Below are 22,865 nucleotides of genomic sequence, written 5' to 3' on the forward strand. Positions count from 1 at the left end.
CGAGGCGGGGTTTTTTCTGGTCAGGCGACCTGGACGACGTGCAGCGCCCTGGGGTTGTTCCACCGCGCGAGCAGATCGGCCTCGCGCGCCTTGGCCTCGTGCAGGTGGCGTTCCTTGACGTGGCCGTAGCCGCGGATGTGTTCGGGGATGCTGGCGATGTCCACCGCCAGCCCCAGCCGATCCGCGTCCAGCGCCGCCAGCAGCTGATCCAGCGTGCGTTCGTAGTCGCCGATCAACTGGCGTTCGCCGCGGCGCTCGGCGGTGCGGCCGAACACGTCGAAGGTACCGCCGCGCAGGAAGCGCAGTTTCGCCAGCAACCCGAAGGCCTTGAACACCCACGGGCCGTATTCCTTCTTCATCAGGCGACCCTGCGCGTCCTTTTTGGCGAACAACGGCGGCGCCAGATGGAAACGCACTTCATAGTCGCCCTCGAACTGCTGCTGCAGGCGGCGCTGGAACTCGCCGCTGGTGTACAGCCGCGCCACTTCGTACTCGTCCTTGTACGCCATCAGTTTGAAGAAGTAGCGGGCGACCGCTTCGGTCAGCGCGGTGGAACCCGGCGCCTTCATGTTCTCGGCGCCGCGCACGCGGGTGACCAGATCGCGGTAGCGGGCCGCATACGCGGCGTCCTGGTACTCGGTGAGGAAGGCCACGCGACGCGCGATAAGTTCGTCCAGCGAGCGCGACAGGCGCAGGTCATCCAGCGGCAGGAAGGCCACTTCGCCACCGCTGGTGCCGCCTTCCGGAAGGCCGCGCAGTTCGCTCTCGTTGTCCGGGTTGCGCGGCGCGGCGTTGGCGCCCCACTCGGTGCTTTCCCACTCGCCCGGCGGCAGGATCCGCAGGTTGCGCGGCGTGCGCTCGGATTCGGTCTGGGTGTTGCGGATCAGCCCGGCCGCTTCCTGCACCGCCTGCGGATCGACCACGGCCAGGCGGCCCCAGGCGAACGCGCGCCGGTTCATCTCGATCGCCGCGCCGTTGAGCTCGACCGCGCGCATGATCGCGTCGAACGAAATCGGCACCAGGCCCTGTTGCCAGGCGTAGCCGAGCATGAACAGGTTGGCGGCGATGGCGTCGCCCATCAGCGCGGTCGCCAGCTGGGTGGCGTCGACCAGCATCGGATCGCGGCCGCCCAGCGCGACCTTCACGCCGGTGATGATGTCGGTGGCCGGGAACTGCATGTCCGGACGGGTGGTGAAGGTACCGGGCATCGCCTCGTAGGTGTTGAGCACCACCTGAGAGCGTTCGCCGCGCACCTTGGACAGCACCCAGTAGTCGTTCACCACCACCATGTCGCAACCCAGCACCAGATCGGCCTCGCCGGCGGCGATGCGCACGGCGTGGATGTCCTCCGGCGTGCGCGCGATGCGGATGTGCGTGGTCACCGCGCCGCCCTTCTGGGCCAGGCCGGTCTGGTCCAGCACACTCGCGCCCTTGCCTTCCAGATGGCCGGCCATGCCCAGCAGCGCGCCGATGGTCACCACGCCGGTGCCGCCGACGCCGGTGATCAGGATGTTCCAGGGCTGCGCCAGATCGGACTGGAAGGTCGGTGCCGGCAGGTTCTCCAGCTTCTCGGCCACGGTGGCTTTCTTGCCCTTGCGCGGGTTGCCGCCGTGGACGGTGACGAAGCTCGGGCAGAAGCCGTTGACGCAGGAGAAGTCCTTGTTGCAGTTGGACTGATCGATTTCACGCTTGCGCCCGAACTCGGTTTCCTTCGGCAGCACCGACACGCAGAAGCTCTTCACGCCGCAGTCGCCGCAGCCTTCGCAGACCAGCGTGTTGACCATCGTGCGCTTGGCCGGATCCGGCAGCTTGCCGCGCTTGCGGCGGCGGCGCTTCTCGGTGGCGCAGACCTGATCGTAGATGAGTATGGAAACGCCCTTCACCTTGCGCAGCTGTTTCTGCACCTCTTCCAGTTGCTTGCGATCGTGGAATTCCACGCCGGTCGGGAACAGCTCGCGCCGGCTCCATTTGCGCACGTCGTCGCTGACCACGACGATGGTGTCCACGCCTTCGGCGCGCATCATGTGGGCGATCTGCGGCACGCTCAGGGTGCCGTCGACCGGCTGGCCGCCGGTCATCGCGACCGCGTCGTTGTAGAGGATCTTGTAGGTGATGTTGACGCCGGTGGCGACCGACTGCCGCACCGCCAGCGAACCGGAATGGAAGAACGTGCCGTCGCCGAGGTTCTGGAACACATGCTCGGTCTCGGTGAACGGCGCCTGCCCCGACCAGGTGACGCCTTCGCCACCCATGTGGGTGAAGGTGTCGGTGTCGCGATCCATCCACGTCACCATGTAGTGGCAGCCGATGCCGCCAAGCGCGCGCGAGCCTTCCGGCACCACCGTGGAGGTGTTGTGCGGGCAGCCGCTGCAATAGTGCGGCACGCGCGGGAAGCTGGCGCGCGGCAGCGCGAGCTCGGCTTCCTTTTCCTCCATCCAGCGCAGGCGCTGTTCGATGGACTCATTTGTGAAGAAACGCTGGATGCGCCGGCCGATCACGCCGGCGATGGTGGCCGGCGTGAGTTCGCCGGTGGACGGCAGGATCCACTCGCCGGCCTCGTCGTACTTGCCGACGATGGACGGACGCTGGCCCGCGCTGGCCGGCCAGTTGTAGAAGTACTCCTTCATCTGCCGCTCGATGAAGGCGCGCTTCTCCTCCACCACCACGATGTCTTCCAGCCCGCGCGCGAACTCGGCGATGCCGATCGGTTCCAGCGGCCAGGTCATGCCGACCTTGTAGACGCGGATGCCGATGTCGGCGCAGGCGCGCTCGTCCAGGCCCAGATACTCCAGCGCCTGCAGCACGTCCAGGTAGCTCTTGCCGGTGGTGACGATGCCCAACCGCGCGCGCGGCGAATCCAGCACGATGCGATCGATGCCATTGGCGCGGGCGAACGCCTGCGCGGCCTTGACCGCGTAGCGGTGCAGGCGCATCTCCTGGTCCAGCGGCGGATCCGGCCAGCGGATGTTGAGACCGCCGGCGGGCATGTCGAAATCCTCCGGCAGCAGGATGGTGCGCGCGAACGGATTCACTTCCACCGAGGCCGAGGACTCCACCGTCTCGGCGATCGTCTTGAAGCCGACCCAGCGGCCGGTGTAGCGGCTCATCGCCCAGCCGACTAGGCCCATGTCGAGGATGTCCTGCACGCCGGCCGGATTGAGCACCGGCATCATCGCGCTGACGAACTCGTCTTCCGAGCCGTGCGGCAGGGTCGAGCTGCGGCAGGCGTGATCGTCGGCGGCCAGCGCCAGCACGCCACCGTGCCTCGATGTGCCGGCGGCGTTGCCGTGCTTGAATACGTCGCCGCAGCGATCCACGCCCGGGCCCTTGCCGTACCACATCGAGTACACGCCATCGACCTTGGCGCCGGGGAACAGGTTGGTCTGCTGCGTGCCCCAGACCATCGTCGCGCCGAGATCCTCGTTGAGGCCGGGGGTGAACTTCACCGCCGCCGCTTCCAGATGCTTGCGCGCGCGCCACAGCTCCAGATCGAAGCCGCCCAGCGGCGAACCGCGGTAGCCGCTGATGAAGCCGGCGGTGCTGAGCCCGGCGGCCTGATCGCGCAGCCGCTGCATCAACGGCAACCGGACCAGCGCCTGCACGCCGCTCAGGTAGATGCGGCCATCGGTGCGGGTGTACTTGTGTTCGAGGGTGTAGTCGTTGTCCAGCACGCCGATCTGCGGCGTGTTGGCGGATGACGGCGAGGTCAGTTCGGCGGTGCTGGTCATGGGCTGGCCCCTGGAGCGGCTGGCGTGATCCGGCCAGGAGGCCGGACGCGAAAGGCGCGAATTGTAGCAGCGGGGTCCTGCGGGCCTGGTTCAGGAGCCAATCTCCTTCGGTCCTCCTTTTACGCTTTCAACCGCCGCATGGCTGGTCAAGGGGGAGGCAAAGCAGGAGAGTTCAGGCATCGCGCGCGCCGTTTGGCCCCCTTTGCAAAAGGGGGCGGGCGCCGAAGGCGACGGGGAATTGACCAGCCATGCGGCGGTTGAAAAGCGCTTGCTCCTGGCGCGAAGCACAAATCATCCGTCAAACCCTGCTGATGCAGGGTCAGACGAAGCCGCGAAGCATCAGGAAAGCAGCGAGAAACCGCAGACCGTCAGAGGTCAAACCCCAACAGCAGCGGATCGTGATCCGAGCTGCGCCAGGGCTGGCCGGCGTCGCCGTGGACATAGCCGGCGCTGTCCGCCGAATCGGCGTTGAGATGCCACTCGGCCGCGCCGCGCAGGCGCGCCGACAGCGCGGGCGTGAGCAGGGCGTGATCCAGGCGGCCGGTCAGGCCGCTGTAGACGTAGCTGTAGGGCTGCTCCACCTTGGCCACGGCGAAGGCATCGCGCCAGCCGGCCTCGCGCAGCCAGCGCACCGGATCCTCCATCGCGTAGGCGTTGAAGTCGCCCAGGATGAGCTTCATCGCGCTGCCCTGGCCGGTCGGGTCCTGCTTCAGCCAGGCGTCCAGGCGGCGCGCCGAATCCAGTCGCAGCGCGTTCCAGCAGCCCTGGGTGTCGCCCTGGTCCTGATCGGCGCCGGTGGCTTCCGAGCAGCCCTTGGACTTGAAGTGATTGGCCACGACCACGAACGCCGGTCCTTGCCCGCGCCGGAACGCCTGCGCCAGCGGCACCCGGCTGCGGTCACCGAACGGACCGCCTTCCAGGACGGCGGGCTTGCCGACCGGCGTGACCCGGGAGGCGCGATAGATCAGGCCGACCCGGATGGTGTCCGGTCCCGGCCCCTGGCCGGCGTCGATGAAGCGCCAATCGTCGCCTTTCGCGTTCAGGGCGGCGACGAACTGGGCGAGGCTGGAGTCGGGGCCGTAGCCGTCGTTCTCCAGTTCCATCAGCGCCGCGACGTCGGCGTCCAATGCGCGCACCGTGGCGACCAGCTTGGCCAGCTGCGCCCGCAGTTGCGCGGGTGTCTTCGCGCCGCGCGGGGTCGGGAAGCCGCCGCCCTGGCCGTCGCCGTTGAACAGGTTCTCCAGGTTGAACGCGGCGATCTTCAGTGTGCCCGGCACCCGCGGCGCGACCGGATAGGCGATGGCGGACAGTGCCAGCGGCCGGGTCAGTTGCAGGCGATGGCTGCCGTGACGCTCGTCGACGACGCCTTCCACGTCCTTCAATACGGTGCCGACGCGCGGGATGGGATGTTCGTCCAGCCAGGAGACGGCCTGCGGATCCCGATCGCCACGGCCGTCGTCCAGGGTCAGCCGGCGGTGGGCGTTGTCCTGCAGCACCCGCTTGAACGCATCGCTGCCCGGCGCGGCCACTTCGCTGGGCTGCCAGAGCCGGCCTTCGAAGGCGGTGGTGAGCTCGCCGAAACGCTCGACCTGATCGGTGCCGCTGACGGTCAGCGGCGCGGCGATGCGCACGCGCATGCCCTCCAGCGCTTCCCAGTCCGCGGGCGCGGCGGCCAGCACGACCGGGGCAAGCGCGGATGCCGGTGCGCCGAGCCGCTCGATGTCGATGGGTGTGATCGCGGTCAGCCGGCTGCCCTGCTTGCCGAATTCCAGTTCGGTGACCTCGCCGCGCACGCGATAGCGCTGGCCGACTTTCGGTGTCTCGCCGTCGTCGGCATTGGCATCGAAGGCCAGCGGGACGAACACGGCGTCCGAGGTCGCCGGGTCGCCGTCGCCGGCATCCTGCAGGAAGAAGCCACCCAGTCCCTGTCGGAAATCGGCGGTGACCACGCCTTCGACCGTGACCGTCCGGCCCGCCAGCGGGCTGGCCGCGCCGGTGCCCTGCACCTGGCCGATGGGGATGACCCCCGCTTCTCCGGCGCCGGCCATCGTGGCGCAGGTCAGCAGGGCGGTGGCGAGCAGTGAGCGGCGCAGGGACATGGCATCGGCTGGCAGGTGGTCGAGCCGGACATGATAGCCAGCGGGGATGACGCGCGATGGGCACGGCGCCAACGCTCCCCAACCATCGAATGGCGGGCCAATCCCCCTTGGTCCCTCGTTTGACCGGCCATTCGGTTGCCGGGAAGCGCTTCAAAGGGAGGCAGAGCCGGATCGTGCGGGTGGGAAGACTGTCAGTCCCCTTGACCAGCCGTGCGGCTGCTGAAAGGCGCCGGCTCCCGGCACAGCGTCCAGACCCCCAACGAAAAACGCCGCCCGAAGGCGGCGTTTTCAGTATCGCGGGCAAGCCGGAGGCTTACTTCACGTTGGCCAGCATCCAGTCGACCGTGGCGTGGATCTGCTCTTCGGTCAGGGCCGGGTTGCCGCCCTTCGGGGGCATGATGCCGCCGTCCGGACCGGTGAAACCCTCGATGGCGTGCTTGTACAGGGTGTCCTTGCCCTTGGCGGCGCGCGCGCCCATGCCGGCGGCGGTCAGCATCGGGGCGTTGCCGGTGCCGTTCTTGTGGCAGGCGCCGCACAGGTTGTCGAAGATCACCTGGCCGTCGGTGGTGCCGCCATAGGCGACCTGGGAAGCGGCGGCGGCGACGGCGGCGGCCTGCGCGGCGGCCTGGGCCGCAGCACCGGTGGCGCCGGCGTAGACCGCGCCCGACGGGGCGATGCGGCCCTCGGTGCGCTTGGCGGCCTGCGGGTTCACTTCCGCCGGGATCGAGGAGTGCAGGAAATGCGCACCGATGATCAGGCCGAGGGTGACCACCACCAGGAAGCCGATCACCATCGAGAAATGCTTCAGGAATTCGAGGTCGTAATTACGCACTTTCCACCTTTGGCAGCACGGCCGGAAACCGCGCTTGGCTACGAAAAACGGGGAAGCCGGAAACCATCACCGGACGGATTCGCGGGCAGATGCCGGGCGCGGGCGCCCGAGGCAAGGCGCCCATTATAAGCAGGGTGGCCGGTTTTGCCTCAACCGCCCGGGCTCAGGGACACCAGTACGTGCGCACCGGGGCCGGGGCCTGGCGCAGTACCGCGGCGATCGGCGCCTGCATGGCGGGTTCGGCCAGGGCCGCGTCCAGCACGTCCCGCTTCGCCGCGCCTTCGATGTGCAGGTACAGGTGGCGGGCGGCGAGCAGCACCGGCAGGGTGAGGGTGATGCGGGCCTCGCCGGCACCGGGCGCGCGCATCGGCAGCAGGTGGGCGGCCGAGGCCGGATCCAGCGCAGCCGCCAGATGATCGCCGCCGGGGAAGAACGAGGCGGTATGGCCGTCGGTGCCCATGCCCAGCACGATCGCGTCGAACGCCGCCGGCAGTCCGGCGAAGCGCCGCTCCAGTTCGGGCAGGGCGTCTTCCGGTTCCGGCGTGTCGCGGAACAACGGCAGGAAATGCGCCGCCGCGGCCGCGCCGCGCAGCAGGTGTTCGGCCAGCAGGCGCGCGTTGGAGCGATCGTTGTCCGGCGCCACCCAGCGTTCGTCGACCAGGGTGACGGTGACCTTGTCCCAGTCCAGCGGTTGTTCCGACAGATGTTGCAGGAAGCGGCGCGGGGTGGTGCCGCCGGACAGCGCCAGCAGCGCGCCGCCACGGGCTTCGATGCCCGCGCGCAGATCCGTGGCGACGGCCGCGGCCAGCGCGCCGGCCAGCGCCTCGCTGCCGGAGAAGGTGATCAGATCAGGCGTGACGGGGGAGAGGGGGGAATTCGTCACGCGCTTACACCGTGTCCTCGTGCCAGGTCCGGCCATCGCGCTCGACCAGCGCGACCGCCGCGCTCGGTCCCCACGAACCGGCGGTGTAGGGCTTGGGCGTTTCGCGCTGGTTTTCCCAGGCGCCCAGGATCGGGTCGATCCACTTCCACGCGGCCTCGACCTCGTCGCGGCGCATGAACAGGGTCGGGTTGCCGCGCACCACGTCCATCAGCAGGCGCTCGTAGGCTTCCGGCTGGTGCACGCCGAACGCCTCGGCGAAGCTCATGTCCAGCGGCACGTGCTGCAGGCGCAGGCCACCCGGACCCGGGTCCTTGATCATCAGCCACAGCTTCACGCCCTCGTCCGGCTGCAGGCGCAGGACCAGCTTGTTGCCCATGACCGGGCCGGCGCCGTGCTCGAAGATCGAATGCGGGATCTGCCTGAACGCGATGACGATTTCGGAGACCCGCTCGGGCAAGCGCTTGCCGGTGCGCAGGTAGAACGGCACGCCGGCCCAGCGCCAGTTGTCCACTTCCGCCTTCAGCGCCACGAAGGTCTCGGTGCGCGAATCCTCGCGGCCCAGTTCGTCCAGGTAGCCGGGCACCGCCATGCCGTTGACCGCGCCGGCGCGGTACTGGCCACGCACGGTCATGTGGCTGATCTCGTCGGCGGTGATCGGGCGCAGCGAGCGCAACACCTTCAGCTTTTCGTCGCGCACGGCATCGGCTTCCAGCGCCGCCGGCGGCTCCATCGCCACCATGCAGAGCAGCTGCAGCAGATGGTTCTGGACCATGTCGCGCAGCGCGCCGGAGGTGTCGTAATAGGTCGCGCGCTTCTCCAGGCCGACCGTTTCGGCCACGGTGATCTGCACGTGATCGATGTGGTTGGCGTTCCACAGCGGTTCGAACAGGATGTTGGCGAAGCGCAGCGCCAGCAGGTTCTGCACCGTTTCCTTGCCGAGGTAGTGATCGATGCGGAAGATCTGGCTTTCCGCGAACGCGCTGCCGACCGCGTCGTTGATCACCGTCGCGCTGGCCAGGTCATGGCCGATCGGCTTTTCGATGACCACCCGCGACTGGCCGCCGTTGAGGCCGTGCGCGCGCAGGCGGTCGCACAGGTTCACGAACAGGCTGGGACTGGTCGACAGGTAGAACACCCGGATGCGGTCGCCATGGGCCTTGAGCGCGGCGGCGAAGTCTTCCCAGCCCTCGTCCTTGGTCGCGTCCAGCGCGTGGTAGCCGAGCTTGTCCAGGAACGCCGGCAGCTTGGCCTTGAGCGCCTCGTCGTTGCCGGCCGCGCGCTGCAGGGCTTCGCCCACCTTGGCGCGGTAGTCGGCGTCGGACTGCTTGTCGCGGGCCACGCCGATGATCCGGCTGTCTTCGCGGATCTGACCGTCGGCATAGCGGCGCAGCAGGCCGGGCAGCAGCTTGCGCAGGGCCAGGTCGCCGGTGCCTCCGAAGATCACCAGATCGAAAGGGTCGACGGGCAGGGTCTTGGCGGTCACGTCGGAATCTCGTTTGCTTGTCAGGTTGGAGGGAACAATACCACCGGGCTACCACACTGACCAATGAATCAGGCCAATGTAACCATCTGTCGGCTGATATTGCCTTTATTGGTACGTGAGTGGTATGTTCAGGCCCATGCAAAAAGCCCTGTTCGATGAATACCACCGCCTGCAGACCGGCGAGTCCACTCGCGCGGTGGCTTATCTGCGCCTGCGCCGAGCCCTGCAGAACCTGATGGACGCCGGCGTGCTGCGCTCGGGCCAGGCCCTGCCCAGCGAACGCGATCTTGCCAACCTGCTGGGTCTGTCCCGCGTGACGATCCGCAAGGCGCTGGCCGGACTCATCGAGGCCGGCCTGCTGGTGCAGCGGCAGGGCGCCGGCACCTTCGTCGCCGAGCGCATCCTGCGCCAGTTCTCGCGGCTGACCAGCTTCACCGACGACCTGCGCGAGCGCGGTCTCAATCCGCAGGTGAAGTTCCTGGAGCGCAGCGTCGGCGAAGTGACGCCGGAAGAATCGATGGCGCTCAACCTGTCGCCGGGCAGCGGCGTGGTCCGCATGTACCGCCTGCGCCATGTCGACGGCGCTCCGATCGCGATCGAACGCACCCTGGTGCCGCTGTCGCTGCTGCCGGATCCGGAAACCGTCACCACCTCGCTGTACGAGGCGCTCGACGCGCATGGCAACCGCCCGCGCCGCGCGCTGCAGCGCCTGCGCGCGGTCGCGCTGGACGAGGAAGCCGCGCGCCATCTGGAACTGCCGGTCGGCGCCCCCGGCCTGCTGGTCGAACGCCGAGCCTTCCTTGAAGACGGCCGGGTGGTCGAGTCCACCCGTTCGTACTACCGCGGCGACGCCTACGACTTCGTCGCCGAACTGCAGAGCGAGTAGAGAGCGGGTAGCCGGGCGGACACTTTCCGCACCCGGCGTGCCGCATCACCACCGACCGACCGGATTCGTCGCGCCAGGGCGGGCATGCATCCGCCTTCGCCGGCTTCACGTCGCGGGACTTTGCGGCGGTCACGCGGAAACCGCATCCTGCGTGTGCCGGTAAAGTCGCCGGCGCGCAGGGATCGGAACGGACATGGGGAAGGGAATCCGACGAGCGCTGAAGCTGTCGCTGGCGCTGATGGCGGTGTTGGCCGCATGGCTCGCCTGGGCGATGGCGTTGGCGCAGGTGGAGACGAGCGAGAGCGGCGCGCATCGCCGCCTGCTGGTCCCGCTCGGCGCCAACCGGAGCATCGCGTTGCCCATCTATTCGGGCACCGGTGACGGAGGCGCGATCCACGGATTCCTGGAGGGGCCGGTGGTCCGCCGGGCGTCGGATGGCAGCTGGCGCGCCCGCTGGTTCTGCGAGGATCGCGCCGTTTCACGAACCGGCACGGGCGAACAGTTGTCGATCACCTGCGCCGGGCGGCGGATGCGGTTTGATCTGCGGCAACCGCGGGACGTGCCGGCCAGCGCGCCGATGCCCGCGCGCGTGGCCGTGCTCAGCGATCTGGAGGGTAACGCCGGCTTCCTCGATGCCGCGCTGCCGGCCCTGGGCATCACCGATGCGCGGGGTGAATGGATCTATGGCGACGGGCACCTGATCATTCTGGGCGACGCGGTGGACCGTGGCCGCGACGTGTTCGCGGTGCTCTGGCGCCTGCATGACCTGTCGTTGCAGGCGCAGCGGGCCGGTGGCGAGGTCCATCTCGTGCTGGGCAATCATGAGCAATACATGCTGCGCACCAACGGGTCGCGCGCGCACCCGGAGCATCTGTACGCGCTGCGGCAAATGGGCGAATCCATCGACGCGTTCGATGACGATACCGTGATCGGCGCCTGGCTCCGCCGGCAGCCGGTGGTGTCGAGACTGGGAGCGGTCCTGTTCGCGCACGGCGGGATATCCCCGCAAGCCGCGTCCGTCTCCGCCGACCCCGGGCACTTCAATGCCGCGATGCGTGCCTACTGGGCGGCCGCTTCGGCATCGGCGCGCCCGCGGGCACCCGCGCTGGATGCGGTGCTTGGCCTGGAGGGCATTACCCAGTTCCGCGGCTACCTGATGGCGGTGGACGGACGATATCCCCGCATCGGGCGCAGCGACATGGACGCCATCCTCGACCGCTTCCGGGCCGAACGGATCGTGGTGGGCCACACTCTGGTCGACCGGATCAGCTTCCTGCACGAGGGCCGGATCATTGCCGTCGACGTGAATCAGCCCGGTGCGCGATCGCAGGTGCTGGTCTTCGAGGATGGCCAGCCCCGTGTGATCGAACTGGCCGTGTCGCGGCACCTGGAAGCGCGACCGGTCGTGCGGCTCCGCGACTTCGAACCCTCGCAGGCGGCCGACCGTGCCCTGTTCGTGGCCATGCTGCGCGAGATGCGTCGCCTGTCCGCGCTGCCACACCCGTACTGATGCCACCGGGTTCTTCCCGCGGGGAACGGATTCTCGTCCGCGCGGGAACCGCTTTCACGTCCCTCGTCGGGGCTTTCGTCGCAACACGGACTCCGGGTTCTTGACGGCACGAACGACCCAACCGCACTGTGCGTGCTAGTACAGTTGATTGAGGTGTCCCATGGCGCGTACCCAGGCATTGATGATCCAGATCGCCACCGGCGATCCGCGTCCGATCAGCAAGCAGATCGTCGACGGCGTGCGGATGAAGATCGCCACCGCCGAACTCAAGCCGGGCGCGCAGCTGCCCAGCGTGCGCGGGCTTGCCCAGCAATTGATGATCAATCCCAACACCGTCGCCAAGGCCTATGCCGAACTGACCAGCGAAGGCTGGCTGGAATCGCGCCAGGGTCTGGGCCTGTTCGTGGCCACGCCGCGCCAGCGCCTGAGCGACGCCGAGCGCGAGCGGCGCATGGACGATGCGGTGCAGGCGTTCGTGCATGAGGTCATCGCCCTCGACTACCCGCCTGACCGCGCGCTGGCGCGGCTGGACGAGGAACTGCGCGTCATCGCGCCCAGGAAAAAATCCGCCTGACGCGTCTACGCTCGTTTTTCCCTTCGCATTCCGTCACCCGAACCTGGGACGACCATGAGCACTCCCGATTCCGACCACGTGATCGAAACCATGGCGCTCAGCAAGCGCTACGGGCGCAAGCTGGCGCTGGATCACCTGGACCTGCGCATCCCGCGTGGCCGCATCCACGCCATCGTCGGCGCCAACGGCGCCGGCAAATCCACCCTGTTCCGGATCCTGCTCGGCTTCCTGCCGCCGACGATGGGCCAGGCGCGCATCCTTGGCCGCGACAGCCAGCACCTGCGGCCGGAAGACCGCGCGCGCATCGGCTTCGTCAACGAGGAACACGCGTTGCCGGGCTGGATGAAGGTCACGGCGGTGACCGCGATGCAGCGGCGCCAGTACCCGCGCTGGAACCAGCGTGCCTACGACGAGGTGCTCGGCCATTACAACGTGCTGCCGGAACAGAAGATCAGCCAGCTGTCGCGTGGCGAACGCGCCGGGCTGAACCTCGCGCTGGCGCTGGCGCAGGGCCCGGAGCTGCTGGTGCTCGACGAGCCCACGCTGGGCCTGGACGTGGTGGCCAAGCGCGCATTCCTGGAATCGCTGATGTATTCCAACGCGGGCCAGCAATGCACGGTGATCTACTGCTCGCACCAGATGGAGGAAATCGAGCGCATCGCCGACAACCTGATCATCCTGGAACACGGCCAGCTGAAGAACATGTCGGCGCCGGAGGAGTTCTCTGCGCGGGTCACCCACTGGGTGGCGGACATCCCGTTCAAGGGACCGGATCCGGCGACCGTTCCCGGCCTGCTGCAACTGCAGCGGCTGGATGGCCTGCATCACTATCTGGTGCTGGACCAGGACGAGGACTTCGCCGAATTCCTCCGCGCCAGCGGCGCGCGCTCGATCCAGAGCATGCCGGTCAGCCTGGATCGCGCCGTCAACGGCTTGCTGGCCAAGAACCACGCCGCGCCGGCGCAACCGCAACGGCAGCACTGAGGGCACCGAGAGGACACGATCATGTGGGACATGTTCAAGGCTGAAATACAGCGCTTCCGCATCTGGGCGATCGCCTACGCGGTGCTGCAACTGGTGATCCTCGGGTTCATGACCCGGGTGGTCGACCTGGCCCAGCAACCACGACTGGTCTACGAAGTGCTGGCCGGCGTCTACGCCGTCACCGGCGTGCTGCTGGGGCTGTACCAGATGGGCGGCTACCGCAAGCCCGGTACCTGGCTGAACCTGCTGCACCGGCCGATCCCGCACGGCAAGCTGGCGGCGGTGCTGGTGGGCGCGGGCACACTGCAATTGGCAGTGGCGATCCTGTTGCCGCTGTGGCTGTTGGCCGGCTGGCAGGAGTCCATGACCGCGCGGGTGGTGGATCATCGTCACCTGCTGCTGGGGGTGTCGGCATGGTTGATCGCGGTGTGCGCCTACCTGGCCGGCGCCTACGCGATGCTGGCCAATCGGCGCTACGGCTACAGCGGCATCGCGCTGCTGTCCTGGCTGATGTTCAGCCAGGCCAACGGCCAGGGCGCCATCGCCGTCCAGCTGATCACCCTGGCGATGCTGGCGGGAATGGTGTGGGTCGCCTTCAAGCCGGATCTGGAAACCGCGCCGCGCACTCTGCCGCGTACCTTCTTCACCGCGGTTCCATTGCAGCTGGCGATGTGGCTGGCGCTGGTGATGGTCGGCTTCGGCGTCGAGTTCCTGTGGATCGCGCAGGGCTCACATCCGAACAACGCACCGGTTCCGATGGCCGGTGGCGAGAAGGAGTCCGAGAATGCCGAGGGCAAGGACCTCATGGTGATGGGCCTGCGCGGCAGCCGTGACCCGCAGGCGCCGCTGTGGCGGGAACAGGCGCGGATCTCGGAAGTCTTCTCGTTCGGTCCGGGCCTGCGCGCGACACCGGTGCGCAACGAACTGGCCAACATCGTGCCGATGGAGTTCGACGACGAGCAACATCGCATCCGCTGGGTATTCAGTCACGATCGCATGCGCCTGGAGGGCTACAGCCTGGTGGACTACCGCGGCGCCGGCGAGTTGGGCGTGGAAGGCGACGCGCCTTTCCCGGAGCCGGTGATGCCCGGTCCGGAGAACAGCCTGATCGGCACCACCCGCGTCTATCAGTACGACAGTGATCAGAAGCGGGTGGTACCGCGCCTGCGCCTGCCGGCGGGAGAGCGGATCACCGGTTACGACCGGGTCGGTGACGACCTGGCCCTGCTCAGCGACCGCGCCGTGTACTTCTATGACGGTCGCGGTCTCGCGGCCGGTGACGGCATGCTCACGCCACGCCAGCGCCTGGCCATCCCGGGCAAGGTCGGCGACCTGTATCGTGCGGACGCGCTCGAACTGCTGGATGGTTACCTGGTGTCGTTCCTGTTCAGTCGCAGCGCCCACAACGCCGAAGGCGCGCCGCCGTATCAGCAGATGATGCGGGTCGATGACCAGGGCAAGACCACGGCGATCATGCGGCGGGATCTCAAGAGCGGTTTCCCCGCGTTGTGGCGCCACCAGAACTGGTTCCCCGCGCCGGTGATTTACGAATTGCAGCGTGCCGCCCGCCGCCTGTTCGCGGGTTATCGGATCACCGATGACACCGCGCGGCCACCGGTGCCCCGCCAGGTGGTGATCATCGCCGGCGTGCTCATGCTGCTGTCGTTGCTGGGCGCGGTGTGGTGGACACGGAAGACCGATCTGTCCACGCCCGCGCGGATCGCCTGGATCGTGGCCTGCGGCGTGCTCAGCCTGCCGGCACTGATGAGCCTGCGATTGATCCATCCGCGCCGCGAAATCCTGCAACCGTACCCGGCGGCGCAGCCCGCGCTGGCCTGAGCCCGTAGCTGTCACCCGGCCGTTTCGACGGCCGGATACAGGAAATCGCCGATGAATTTGTCATCGCCGCCGCCCGCGGGAGAGGACGCGATGGAGCAGATCGGACAGCGATGCGTGGCATGGACAGGCGTGCTGGCGTTGTTGATCAGCGCGGGTTTGCCCACGATGGCATCGCCGAAGCGCGAGGACGATGCCGTGCGCGCCCTGCCTCCGCAGGTGCGGGAGGACGTGGAGGAGATCGCCCGGCAACTGCTCAAGGTGCGGGATGCCGACGCGGAACTGTCCTGCGACAGGGCGGTGGAGAACGCGCGCCCGGGCGTGGACACCATGCTGGAGGTCGGCCAGCGCAATCTCGACGGCGGCTACCTGGGGCGCGCCGATCATGACCGCATGGCGGCGCCACTCAACGCGCAGCGGGAACGGTTGACCCTTGTCGATTGCGAGGGCGCGACCGGCGCGCGGCGCGAGTTCTATCGCTGCATGTCCAGCGACTACAACCACGTCATGGCCTGCGCGACGGCCTACGAGTAAACGAATCAACTCCGTGCGTGCGTCTTCGCGCATCGCTTCCCGCGCGAATCCCGCCAGGCGCATCGCGCGGCAGGTTTATACCGATCTAAACCGGCGTGCTTCACCACCAAAGAGATACCAATCAAACGATTGGTGCATCGCACGATGCAAACGTGACATCGTTGCGTAAGCTGACAGCGCTGTCATCTCCGGCCGGTTTTCCGCCGGGCGACGCCGCGATTCCGCCTGTCGTGCCCGGGGTGGATTCCGGGGACGGCCGGTCCGCATCACGCGGCAACCACGCTCCCGGGATCCCGCCGTGCCACGATGCGCCATCCATTACCACGGGAGCCCGTAGTGGAACTGTCCACACTCGATATCGGTATCGTCCTGGTCTATCTGGCCGGCATCTTCATCCTGGCGCAGTGGGTATCGCGCGAAAAGGGCGGTCACCAGAAGGATGCCAAGGACTACTTCCTGGCCAGCAAGTCGCTGCCATGGTGGGCGATTGGCGCATCGTTGATCGCGGCCAACATCTCGGCCGAGCAGATCATCGGCATGTCCGGTTCCGGCTACGCCATCGGCCTGGCCATCGCATCCTATGAGTGGACGGCGGCGCTGGCGCTGCTGATCGTCGGCAAGTTCTTCCTGCCGGTGTTCCTGCGCAACGGCATCTACACCATGCCGCAGTTCCTCGAACAGCGTTACGGCACCCGCATCCGCACCGTGATGGCGGTGTTCTGGTTGCTGCTGTACGTGTTCGTCAACCTGACCTCGATCATGTGGCTCGGTTCGATCGCGGTGAGCCAGGTGACCGGCATGGATCAGATGCTGGCGCTGACCCTGCTGGGCGTGTTCGCGCTGGTCTACCAGTTGTACGGCGGCCTGAAGGCGGTGGCGCTGACCGATATCGTGCAGGTGTCGCTGCTGGTGCTGGGCGGCCTGCTGGTCGCGGGCCTGACCCTCAATCAGCTTGGCGATGGCGCCGGCGTCATCGCCGGCTTCCAGAAGCTGTGGTCGCAGCACCCCGAACACTTCGAAATGATCCTCAGCAAGGACAATCCCTTCTACAAGGATCTGCCGGGTCTCAGCGTCCTGCTCGGCGGCATGTGGGTCATGCATTTCAGCTACTGGGGCTTCAATCAGTACATCATCCAGCGCGCACTGGCCGCCAAGAGCATCGGCGAGGCGCAGAAGGGCATGTTGTTCGCGGCGTTCCTCAAACTGCTGATGCCGGTGATCGTGGTGCTGCCGGGCATCGCCGCGGTGATGCTGGCACCGGGACTGGAGAAGCCCGATCAGGCCTATCCGACCATGATGCGCCTGCTGCCGACCGGCATCCTCGGCCTCGTGTTCGCCGCGCTGGTGGCCGCGATCGTCGCCTCGCTGGCGTCCAAGATCAATTCGGTGGCGACCATCTTCACCCTCGATTTCTATGCCAAGTCGAAGCACCGGCCGAGCGAGGCGCAGCAAGTGAAGGTGGGCCGCATCGCCGCCGCCGTCGCGGTGCTGCTGGGCATCCTCGCCGCCAAGCCGCTGCTGGGCAGCTTCGATCAGGGTTTCCAGTTCATCCAGGAATTCACCGGCTTCTTCACCCCGGGCATCGTGGTGATCTTCGTGCTCGGCCTGTTCTGGAAGCGCGCCAACGAGGCCGGCGCGCTGGCCGCGGCGCTGGGTTCGGTGCTGCTGTCGGCGGCCTTCTTCTGGGCGCAGAAGACCGGCGTGTACCTGTTGCCGTTCATGGACCGCGTCGGCATCGTGTTCCTGGCCGCACTGGTGCTGGCGGTGGTGGTCTCGCTGGCCACCCCGCGCGCCGAGGGCAAGGACTTCATCCGCACCGACGATGTGGAGTACCGCACGCCGGCAGTGTTCAACATCGGCGCGGTGGGCGTGATCATCATCCTGTTCGCCCTGTACACGATCTTCTGGTGAGCCGTGGAGCCGAGCTTGCTCGGCTCGGGGATACGGCGGAAGGAAACTGCGGAGCGAGCTCCGCTCCGTCTCAGCGCTTGCGGCGGGGCGGGGCGATGGATTCGCGCAGTTCCAGGGTGTACTGGATCGGGATCATCCGGCCCGCGCCGGGATCACGGATGCTGTTGAGCAGTTCCAGCGTCGCCATCCGGCCCATGTCGCGGGTCGGCTGGCGGACCGTGGTCAGCGCCGGAAAGATGTGGCGCGAGATCGGCGTGTCATCGAAACCGCACACCGAGAGATCGCGCGGCACGCTCAGGCCGCGCAGGCCCGCGACCCGGATCACGCCGGCGGCGGTGTCATCGTTGGCGGCGAAGATCGCGGTCGGCGGATCCTTCAGATCCAGCAACTGGTTGGCGCCGTGCACACCGGATTCGAAGGTGAACTCGCCGCCCACCACCAGGTCCGGATCGAATTCGATGCCGGCGCGTTCCAGCGCATCGCGGTAGCCGGTGAAACGCCAGGCGCAGGCGCCATGCGCCTTGTGGCCCTTGATGTGGCCGATGCGGCGATGGCCGAGCGCGACCAGTTCGGCCACCAGATCGCAGACCGCGGCATGTTCGTCCACGGTCACGCCGATACGGCCGCGGCGACTGCGCGGAGAGATGCTGGCGAACGGGATTTCGTGCTCATCCAGCTGCGCGAGCAGGGTCTTGTCGTCGGTCAGCGGCGGAATCAGCAGCACGCCGTCCAGACCGAAATGCTCGACCAGCGACGTGATGTCGGCCATGTAGCCGCGTTGGCCGAAGGTCACCGGCGCCAGCACCAGGGTGTAGTGCTGGGCGCGGCAGGCTTCCAGCACGCCGCTCTGGATCTCCATCAGGTAGTTGCGCGACGGGTTGTCGTAGGCCAGCGCCACCACATAGGAACGCTGTCCGGCCAGGCTGCGCGCCGACGGGTTGGGGCGGTACTGCAGCCGGGCGACCACCTCTTCGACCCGCCGGCGGGTTTCCTCGCGCACGTTCGGCTCGTGGTTGAGCACGCGCGACACCGTCTTCATTGAAACGCCGGCGGCGGCGGCCACGTCCTCGATCCGAATGCGCATGGCGCGGGGGTTCCTTCACCTCTTCCAGGGCGTCATTCTGCCAGAGCGCGCGTGGCCGGCCTTGCGCGCTGCGTCACGGCGCCTCCGGCGTCCACACGAACGTGGCCAGGCTGCGCGCCGGCAGGCGGTAGGTGAAGTTCTCGCCATCCTGCCCGACCGAGAAGCGGCGGGCCCGGCGGGCGGAGTTGGTCACCACCAGCACCAGCGAGCCATCGTCCTCGTTGCGGAACGCGACATGGTCCAGGTCGCCACCCTCGCCTTCCGAGGCGATCCGGCGGGCGCCCGGACGGACGAAGCGGCTGGCGTGCGCCAGCGCGTAGTACTCGTCGGTGCGGCTGACCGCGCCGGTACCCGAATCGATGGTCACCACGCCGCGGCAGGTGTCGCAGCCGCCTGCGTGCGGACCGCCATCCTGGTCCAGCGCGAGATTCCAGAACAGCACGCCGCGCGCCCAGTTGCGGGTCGCGCCGATGACCTGTTCGCGCGCCTGCAGGGTCAGGCCACCGCTGATGATCGGTTCCCAGTCGCCGCCGGAACATTCGGTCAGGTAGGCGTCCTTGTCGGGGAACGCTTCGTGGACCGGGGTCTGCGCTTCCACCTCGCCGCCATAGCAATGCCAGGCGATCGCCGACACGTACTTGCCCGCGGCCGGATCGTTGAGCACGCCGAGCGGCTCCTGCGGCTTGTCCCAGTTGTGGTCCCAGTCGAAGATCTGCGGCGCGTCCTTGCGGGTCGCCAGCAGCGGTCCCAGATGATCGCCGATGAAGCGCGCCCGCGCCGGCGCGTTCAGGCGCATGCCGGGGTAGTCCTTGGGTTCGAAATCCGGTTCGTTCTGGACGGTGAGCGCGAAGATCGGAATGCCCTCGGCCGCGTAGGCATCCACGAACTTGAGCAGATAGCGGGCGAAGGCGTCGTAGTACTCCGGACGCAGCGTGCCCTGGATCAGGCTGTTGTTGGATTTCATCCAGGCCGGCGCGCTCCAGGGCGACGCCATGACCTGCAACTGCGGATTGATGGCGAGCGCGGCGCGGGTCACCGGCACCACGTCGCCGCGATTGGGCTCGATGCTGAAATGCTTCAGTTCCGGGTCCGGCTGGTTGCCTGGCGGATCGTCCAGGCTGTAGTGGTGACGCGAGAAGTCCGAGGCGCCGATGGTCAGGCGGGTGAAACTCAGGCCGAGCCCGCCGTTCTCCCGCCCGAACAGTTCGCGCAGCAGCGCGTCGCGCTGTTCCGGCGACATCCGGTGCTGGATCAGCCAGGCGGAGGAATCGGTAATCGAGGCGCCGAAGCCGACCATGCGCTGGTACTGCCGGTCCGGATCGATCTGGATGTGCAGCCTGCGCGCCGAGCGATCGCCGAATGTCACGGCCGGCTGCGCCTGCAGCGCCTGACGATGGTCGCTGGTGGTGACCCAGACCTTCGCCTGTGGTCCAGCCTGCGCGGTTGCAGCCAGGCCGCCGGTGAACATCGCCACGAGCAAAGTGGAACAGGCAAGCGGCTTGCGCCGGATGGTCATCTTCAATGGAGTTCTCCCTCGGTTCGCGGTGGCGAAAAAAGCGCCATGGTTCCGCGCACTTTCAATGCTGCGCTGCAGCGATCCCGCCGCGTGCCGCGCGCCATGCGCCAACAATGACGGCAATTGACGCCAGGTGGCGTAACGCGTTGTTGACAAGGTGCATTGAGCGACAGTATGACAGCGCTGTCAATACAGGCTGGAGAGGGCCGCATGACTCATCACGCACACACATCGGGCGCCGCCGGCGTCCAACGTCGCTTCGCCCCCCGCAGGCACCTGCTCGCCTCCGCCTGTGCGGTGGCGCTGGTTTCCTCGTTTGCGGCCAATGCTCAAGAGGCGCAGCAAGGCCAGACGTCGGAGCAGCAGAATCCGGATGTCAGTACCTTGGGCACTGTGCAGGTCACGGGTATCCGCGCTGCGATCGCCAAGGCAGTCGAAGTCAAGAACGAATCCACTTCGATCGTTGAAGCCATTTCCGCCGAAGACATCGGTAAGTTGCCCGACATCAGTATTGCGGACTCCATTTCGCGTCTGCCCGGTCTGGCCGCGCAACGCGTGGACGGACGTTCCCAGGTCATCAACATCCGTGGCATGTCCGAGCAGTTCTCCTCAACACTGCTGAACGGCCGTGAGCAGGTCAGCACCGGCGACAGTCGCGGAGTGGAGTTCGACCAATATCCCGCCGAGTTGATCAACGCGGTCACGGTTTACAAGACACCGGACGCTGCCCTAATTGGGCAAGGTATTGCCGGCACCGTGGACCTGCAGGCCATCCGGCCTCTCAGTTACGGGCAGCGTCGCATCGTGCTCAATGCCAATGGCGAGTACAACACCCTCGGTAAGCTGACTGCCGGTGCGGACGACAAGGGCTATCGCGCAAGCGCTTCTTATGTCGACCAGTTCGCCAACGACACGATCGGCATCGCCATCGGTGTCGCCCGCCTCGACTCGCCATTCCAGGAAAAGCACTACAAGGCATGGTGGTGGTCGGCTGACGCGCAGGCTGGGCGTCCCGCTGGCGCTATCGGCCTCAACGGTGCCGAGAACTGGATCAAGTCACGCAATCTCACCCGTGATGGCGTCATGGGTGTATTTGAGTTCAAGCCAAACGACACGTATCACAGCGTCCTGGATGTCTACTATTCCAAGTTCGACCAGGACGAGACCATGCGTGGTGTCATGTGGGACAACAGTCCTTGGGCCAATAACGGTACCGTCAACTACACCGGTGCGGGCACCAGCCAGGTGGGTGGTGACACCCTGGTTACCAGTGGCACCATGAACAACGTACGTCCGGTTGTGCGCAACGATAGCAACTTGCGCGACGACAAGATCGTGGCGGCGGGGTGGAACAACGCCTTCAACATTGGAGGATGGGTACTGTCGGCTGACCTCAACTATTCGCGCGCCGAACGGGAACAATCGAATCTCGAGACCTATGCAGGCCTCTTGGGCAATCAGAGCATCGGATTCTCACTGCCGACAACACCGGATTTCGCGTGGTTCTCCGCTCCGAATTTTGCTGATCCGAATGCCGTCTATCTCAGCGATCCGGCCGGCTGGAATCATGACGGCCGCATGGAAAATTCCAAGCAAGTCGATCGCATCCGCGCGGCTAGATTCGATCTTTCCCGTGACCTTGATTCCGACTTTTTCAGCAAGTTCCAAGTGGGCGTAAACTTCAACCGCCGCGAGAAAGAAAAAACGGCCGAAGTATTCTTCGCCGATCTCAAGAACGGACGCGCGCCAGTACTTGTCGATCCAGGTCTGCTGAAAAGCCCGACATCGCTCGGTTTCTCGGGAGTCGGCGGTGTGCTTTCCTATGACCCACGTGCCCTGCTGGGTCGCTACTACGATGTCACGCGACAGATGAGCGACGATGACGTTCGCAAGGATTTCGTCGTAGAAGAGGATGTGGATACCTTCTACATGAAGATGGATATCGACACGGACCTTACCGACCGGATCCGTCTGCGCGGAAACTTTGGCATGCAATGGATCGAATCCAAACAGTCATCCACGGCGTTCAACGTACAAAACGGGAATGCGGACCGCTTCACACGTGGAACAGAGTACGACGATCTGCTGCCGAGCATGAATCTGGTTGCCGACTTCGGGGGCGGCTGGATGGTGCGTCTTGGCGGTGCCAAGACTCTGATGCGTGCACCCATCAACTGGCTCAATGCGGCCAGTGGCGCGGGTGTGGATCCCACGACCCGAGAATGGTCCGGCGGCGGCGGCAATCCCTTGCTTGAGCCTTATCGCGCCCGCGCCGGGGATCTCTCTGTGGAAAAATACTTCGGAACAGCAAGCTACGTCGGCCTCGCCGTGTTCTACAAGCATCTTGAAAGCTACGTCTATCAGCAAGCGATCCAGGGCTGGGATTTTAGTGATTATCCCAATGACTCGGGCGTTACTCCGATATCCAATGTGGGTGTTTTCACCACCTGGGGCAATGGCAAAGGCGGCTACATGCGCGGCGCGGAGCTGAGTACTGCTCTGGAAGGCGAGTTGTTCCATTCGGCCTTGGATGGGTTTGGCGCCCAGTTGAATGTCTCGTACACGGAAACATCCATCAAACCCAACGGCCCCGGCACATCGGAAACCACAACGTTGCCAGGCCTGTCAAAAATCGTCGCCAACGCAACCGTTTACTATGAAAAAAATGGGTTCGGTGCGCGAATCAGCCAGAGATACCGCGATTCCTATCGAGGTGAGTACGCTTACATCCATGGAAACCGCGCAATCATGCGTTCGATGAGCGAACGTCAACTCGATCTTCAGTTGAGCTATGAATTCAGCGAATCATCAGCGCTCAATGGCCTGTCGTTGTTGTTCCAGGTCAACAACCTCAACAACTCGCCTTACCGCACGGTGCAGGATGGTGATTTCCCCGGTGGCGCAATGGCACCGCAGGAGTACAACGAATATGGACGCCAGTACCTGATGGGCGTGAGCTACAAATTCAACTGACGCGAGTCCGGCCGACGGCGTCCCGCAAGGGC

General features: G+C 66.5%; 15 protein-coding genes. 8 read left to right on the forward strand and 7 right to left on the reverse strand.

The features are described 5' to 3' along the window. Positions 1 to 20: 20 nt before the first annotated feature. The 5 genes from AC3DEZ_RS01820 to zwf all read right to left on the reverse strand — a co-directional run bounded on the left by AC3DEZ_RS01820 (position 21) and on the right by zwf (position 9,025). Entirely contained in the window at positions 21 to 3,728 is a 3,708-nt protein-coding gene (locus tag AC3DEZ_RS01820) for an indolepyruvate ferredoxin oxidoreductase family protein (RefSeq protein ID WP_488386682.1), read from the reverse strand. Between the two features lie 368 nt (positions 3,729 to 4,096). Beyond that, a complete protein-coding gene (locus AC3DEZ_RS01825; protein ID WP_488386683.1) occupies positions 4,097 to 5,827 on the reverse strand; it encodes an ExeM/NucH family extracellular endonuclease in 1,731 nt (576 codons plus the stop codon). Between the two features lie 313 nt (positions 5,828 to 6,140). Further along, a complete protein-coding gene (locus AC3DEZ_RS01830; RefSeq protein ID WP_488386684.1) occupies positions 6,141 to 6,659 on the reverse strand; it encodes a c-type cytochrome in 519 nt (172 codons plus the stop codon). A 163-nt stretch (positions 6,660 to 6,822) separates the two neighbouring features. Beyond that, the gene (pgl, locus tag AC3DEZ_RS01835) at positions 6,823 to 7,542 is read right to left on the reverse strand and encodes a 6-phosphogluconolactonase (protein WP_488386685.1); all 720 of its coding nucleotides are present in this window, start codon (positions 7,540 to 7,542) and stop codon (positions 6,823 to 6,825) included. A gap of 4 nt (positions 7,543 to 7,546) precedes the next feature. Further along, positions 7,547 to 9,025 carry a glucose-6-phosphate dehydrogenase gene (gene zwf / locus AC3DEZ_RS01840; protein ID WP_488386686.1) on the reverse strand — a complete coding sequence of 493 codons (1,479 nt, stop codon included), beginning with the start codon at positions 9,023 to 9,025 and terminating at the stop codon, positions 7,547 to 7,549. A gap of 136 nt (positions 9,026 to 9,161) precedes the next feature. Between zwf and AC3DEZ_RS01845 the strand changes: the two genes are divergently transcribed. The 7 genes from AC3DEZ_RS01845 (at position 9,162) to AC3DEZ_RS01875 (ending at position 17,260) form a co-directional block, all read left to right on the forward strand. Further along, a complete protein-coding gene (locus AC3DEZ_RS01845; protein WP_141454827.1) occupies positions 9,162 to 9,911 on the forward strand; it encodes a GntR family transcriptional regulator in 750 nt (249 codons plus the stop codon). Between the two features lie 193 nt (positions 9,912 to 10,104). Then, entirely contained in the window at positions 10,105 to 11,421 is a 1,317-nt protein-coding gene (locus AC3DEZ_RS01850) for a metallophosphoesterase (protein WP_488386687.1), read from the forward strand. Between the two features lie 160 nt (positions 11,422 to 11,581). After that, the gene (locus tag AC3DEZ_RS01855; RefSeq protein ID WP_488386688.1) at positions 11,582 to 11,995 is read left to right on the forward strand and encodes a GntR family transcriptional regulator; all 414 of its coding nucleotides are present in this window, start codon (positions 11,582 to 11,584) and stop codon (positions 11,993 to 11,995) included. 54 nt (positions 11,996 to 12,049) lie between these two features. Continuing rightward, positions 12,050 to 12,979 (forward strand): ABC transporter ATP-binding protein, encoded by a 930-nt coding sequence (locus tag AC3DEZ_RS01860; RefSeq protein ID WP_488386689.1) that lies wholly within the window; start codon positions 12,050 to 12,052, stop codon positions 12,977 to 12,979. A gap of 21 nt (positions 12,980 to 13,000) precedes the next feature. Next, a complete protein-coding gene (locus AC3DEZ_RS01865; protein WP_488386690.1) occupies positions 13,001 to 14,818 on the forward strand; it encodes a hypothetical protein in 1,818 nt (605 codons plus the stop codon). Between the two features lie 51 nt (positions 14,819 to 14,869). Continuing rightward, positions 14,870 to 15,349 (forward strand): hypothetical protein, encoded by a 480-nt coding sequence (locus AC3DEZ_RS01870; RefSeq protein WP_488386691.1) that lies wholly within the window; start codon positions 14,870 to 14,872, stop codon positions 15,347 to 15,349. A gap of 336 nt (positions 15,350 to 15,685) precedes the next feature. Continuing rightward, complete coding sequence (locus AC3DEZ_RS01875; protein WP_488386692.1) at positions 15,686 to 17,260, forward strand: sodium/sugar symporter; 1,575 nt, start codon at positions 15,686 to 15,688, stop codon at positions 17,258 to 17,260. 70 nt (positions 17,261 to 17,330) lie between these two features. Here AC3DEZ_RS01875 and AC3DEZ_RS01880 read toward each other — a convergent pair whose 3' ends face one another. Together AC3DEZ_RS01880 and AC3DEZ_RS01885 are read right to left on the reverse strand one after the other, a co-directional pair. Further along, positions 17,331 to 18,344, reverse strand: a complete 1,014-nt coding sequence (locus AC3DEZ_RS01880) for a LacI family DNA-binding transcriptional regulator (RefSeq protein ID WP_488386693.1) — start codon at positions 18,342 to 18,344, stop codon at positions 17,331 to 17,333. 73 nt (positions 18,345 to 18,417) lie between these two features. Next, positions 18,418 to 19,860 carry a glycoside hydrolase family 30 protein gene (locus tag AC3DEZ_RS01885; RefSeq protein WP_488387033.1) on the reverse strand — a complete coding sequence of 481 codons (1,443 nt, stop codon included), beginning with the start codon at positions 19,858 to 19,860 and terminating at the stop codon, positions 18,418 to 18,420. Between the two features lie 210 nt (positions 19,861 to 20,070). Here AC3DEZ_RS01885 and AC3DEZ_RS01890 point away from each other — a divergent pair, with 210 nt between their 5' ends. Beyond that, positions 20,071 to 22,833 (forward strand): TonB-dependent receptor, encoded by a 2,763-nt coding sequence (locus AC3DEZ_RS01890; RefSeq protein ID WP_488386694.1) that lies wholly within the window; start codon positions 20,071 to 20,073, stop codon positions 22,831 to 22,833. The last annotated feature ends 32 nt before the right edge of the window (positions 22,834 to 22,865 follow it).

The organism is Pseudoxanthomonas sp. 134C1, assembly GCF_057773065.1.

What these genes read in the sequence shown, in the direction of transcription:
- AC3DEZ_RS01820 (WP_488386682.1), bottom strand. Translation starts at nt 3,728, where the DNA reads ATGACCAGCACCGCCGAACTGACCTCGCCGTCATCCGCCAACACGCCG.
- AC3DEZ_RS01825 (WP_488386683.1), bottom strand. Translation starts at nt 5,827, where the DNA reads ATGTCCCTGCGCCGCTCACTGCTCGCCACCGCCCTGCTGACCTGCGCC.
- AC3DEZ_RS01845 (WP_141454827.1), top strand. Translation starts at nt 9,162, where the DNA reads ATGCAAAAAGCCCTGTTCGATGAATACCACCGCCTGCAGACCGGCGAG.
- AC3DEZ_RS01850 (WP_488386687.1), top strand. Translation starts at nt 10,105, where the DNA reads ATGGGGAAGGGAATCCGACGAGCGCTGAAGCTGTCGCTGGCGCTGATG.
- AC3DEZ_RS01855 (WP_488386688.1), top strand. Translation starts at nt 11,582, where the DNA reads ATGGCGCGTACCCAGGCATTGATGATCCAGATCGCCACCGGCGATCCG.
- AC3DEZ_RS01860 (WP_488386689.1), top strand. Translation starts at nt 12,050, where the DNA reads ATGAGCACTCCCGATTCCGACCACGTGATCGAAACCATGGCGCTCAGC.
- AC3DEZ_RS01865 (WP_488386690.1), top strand. Translation starts at nt 13,001, where the DNA reads ATGTGGGACATGTTCAAGGCTGAAATACAGCGCTTCCGCATCTGGGCG.
- AC3DEZ_RS01870 (WP_488386691.1), top strand. Translation starts at nt 14,870, where the DNA reads ATGAATTTGTCATCGCCGCCGCCCGCGGGAGAGGACGCGATGGAGCAG.
- AC3DEZ_RS01880 (WP_488386693.1), bottom strand. Translation starts at nt 18,344, where the DNA reads ATGCGCATTCGGATCGAGGACGTGGCCGCCGCCGCCGGCGTTTCAATG.
- AC3DEZ_RS01885 (WP_488387033.1), bottom strand. Translation starts at nt 19,860, where the DNA reads ATGACCATCCGGCGCAAGCCGCTTGCCTGTTCCACTTTGCTCGTGGCG.
- AC3DEZ_RS01890 (WP_488386694.1), top strand. Translation starts at nt 20,071, where the DNA reads ATGACTCATCACGCACACACATCGGGCGCCGCCGGCGTCCAACGTCGC.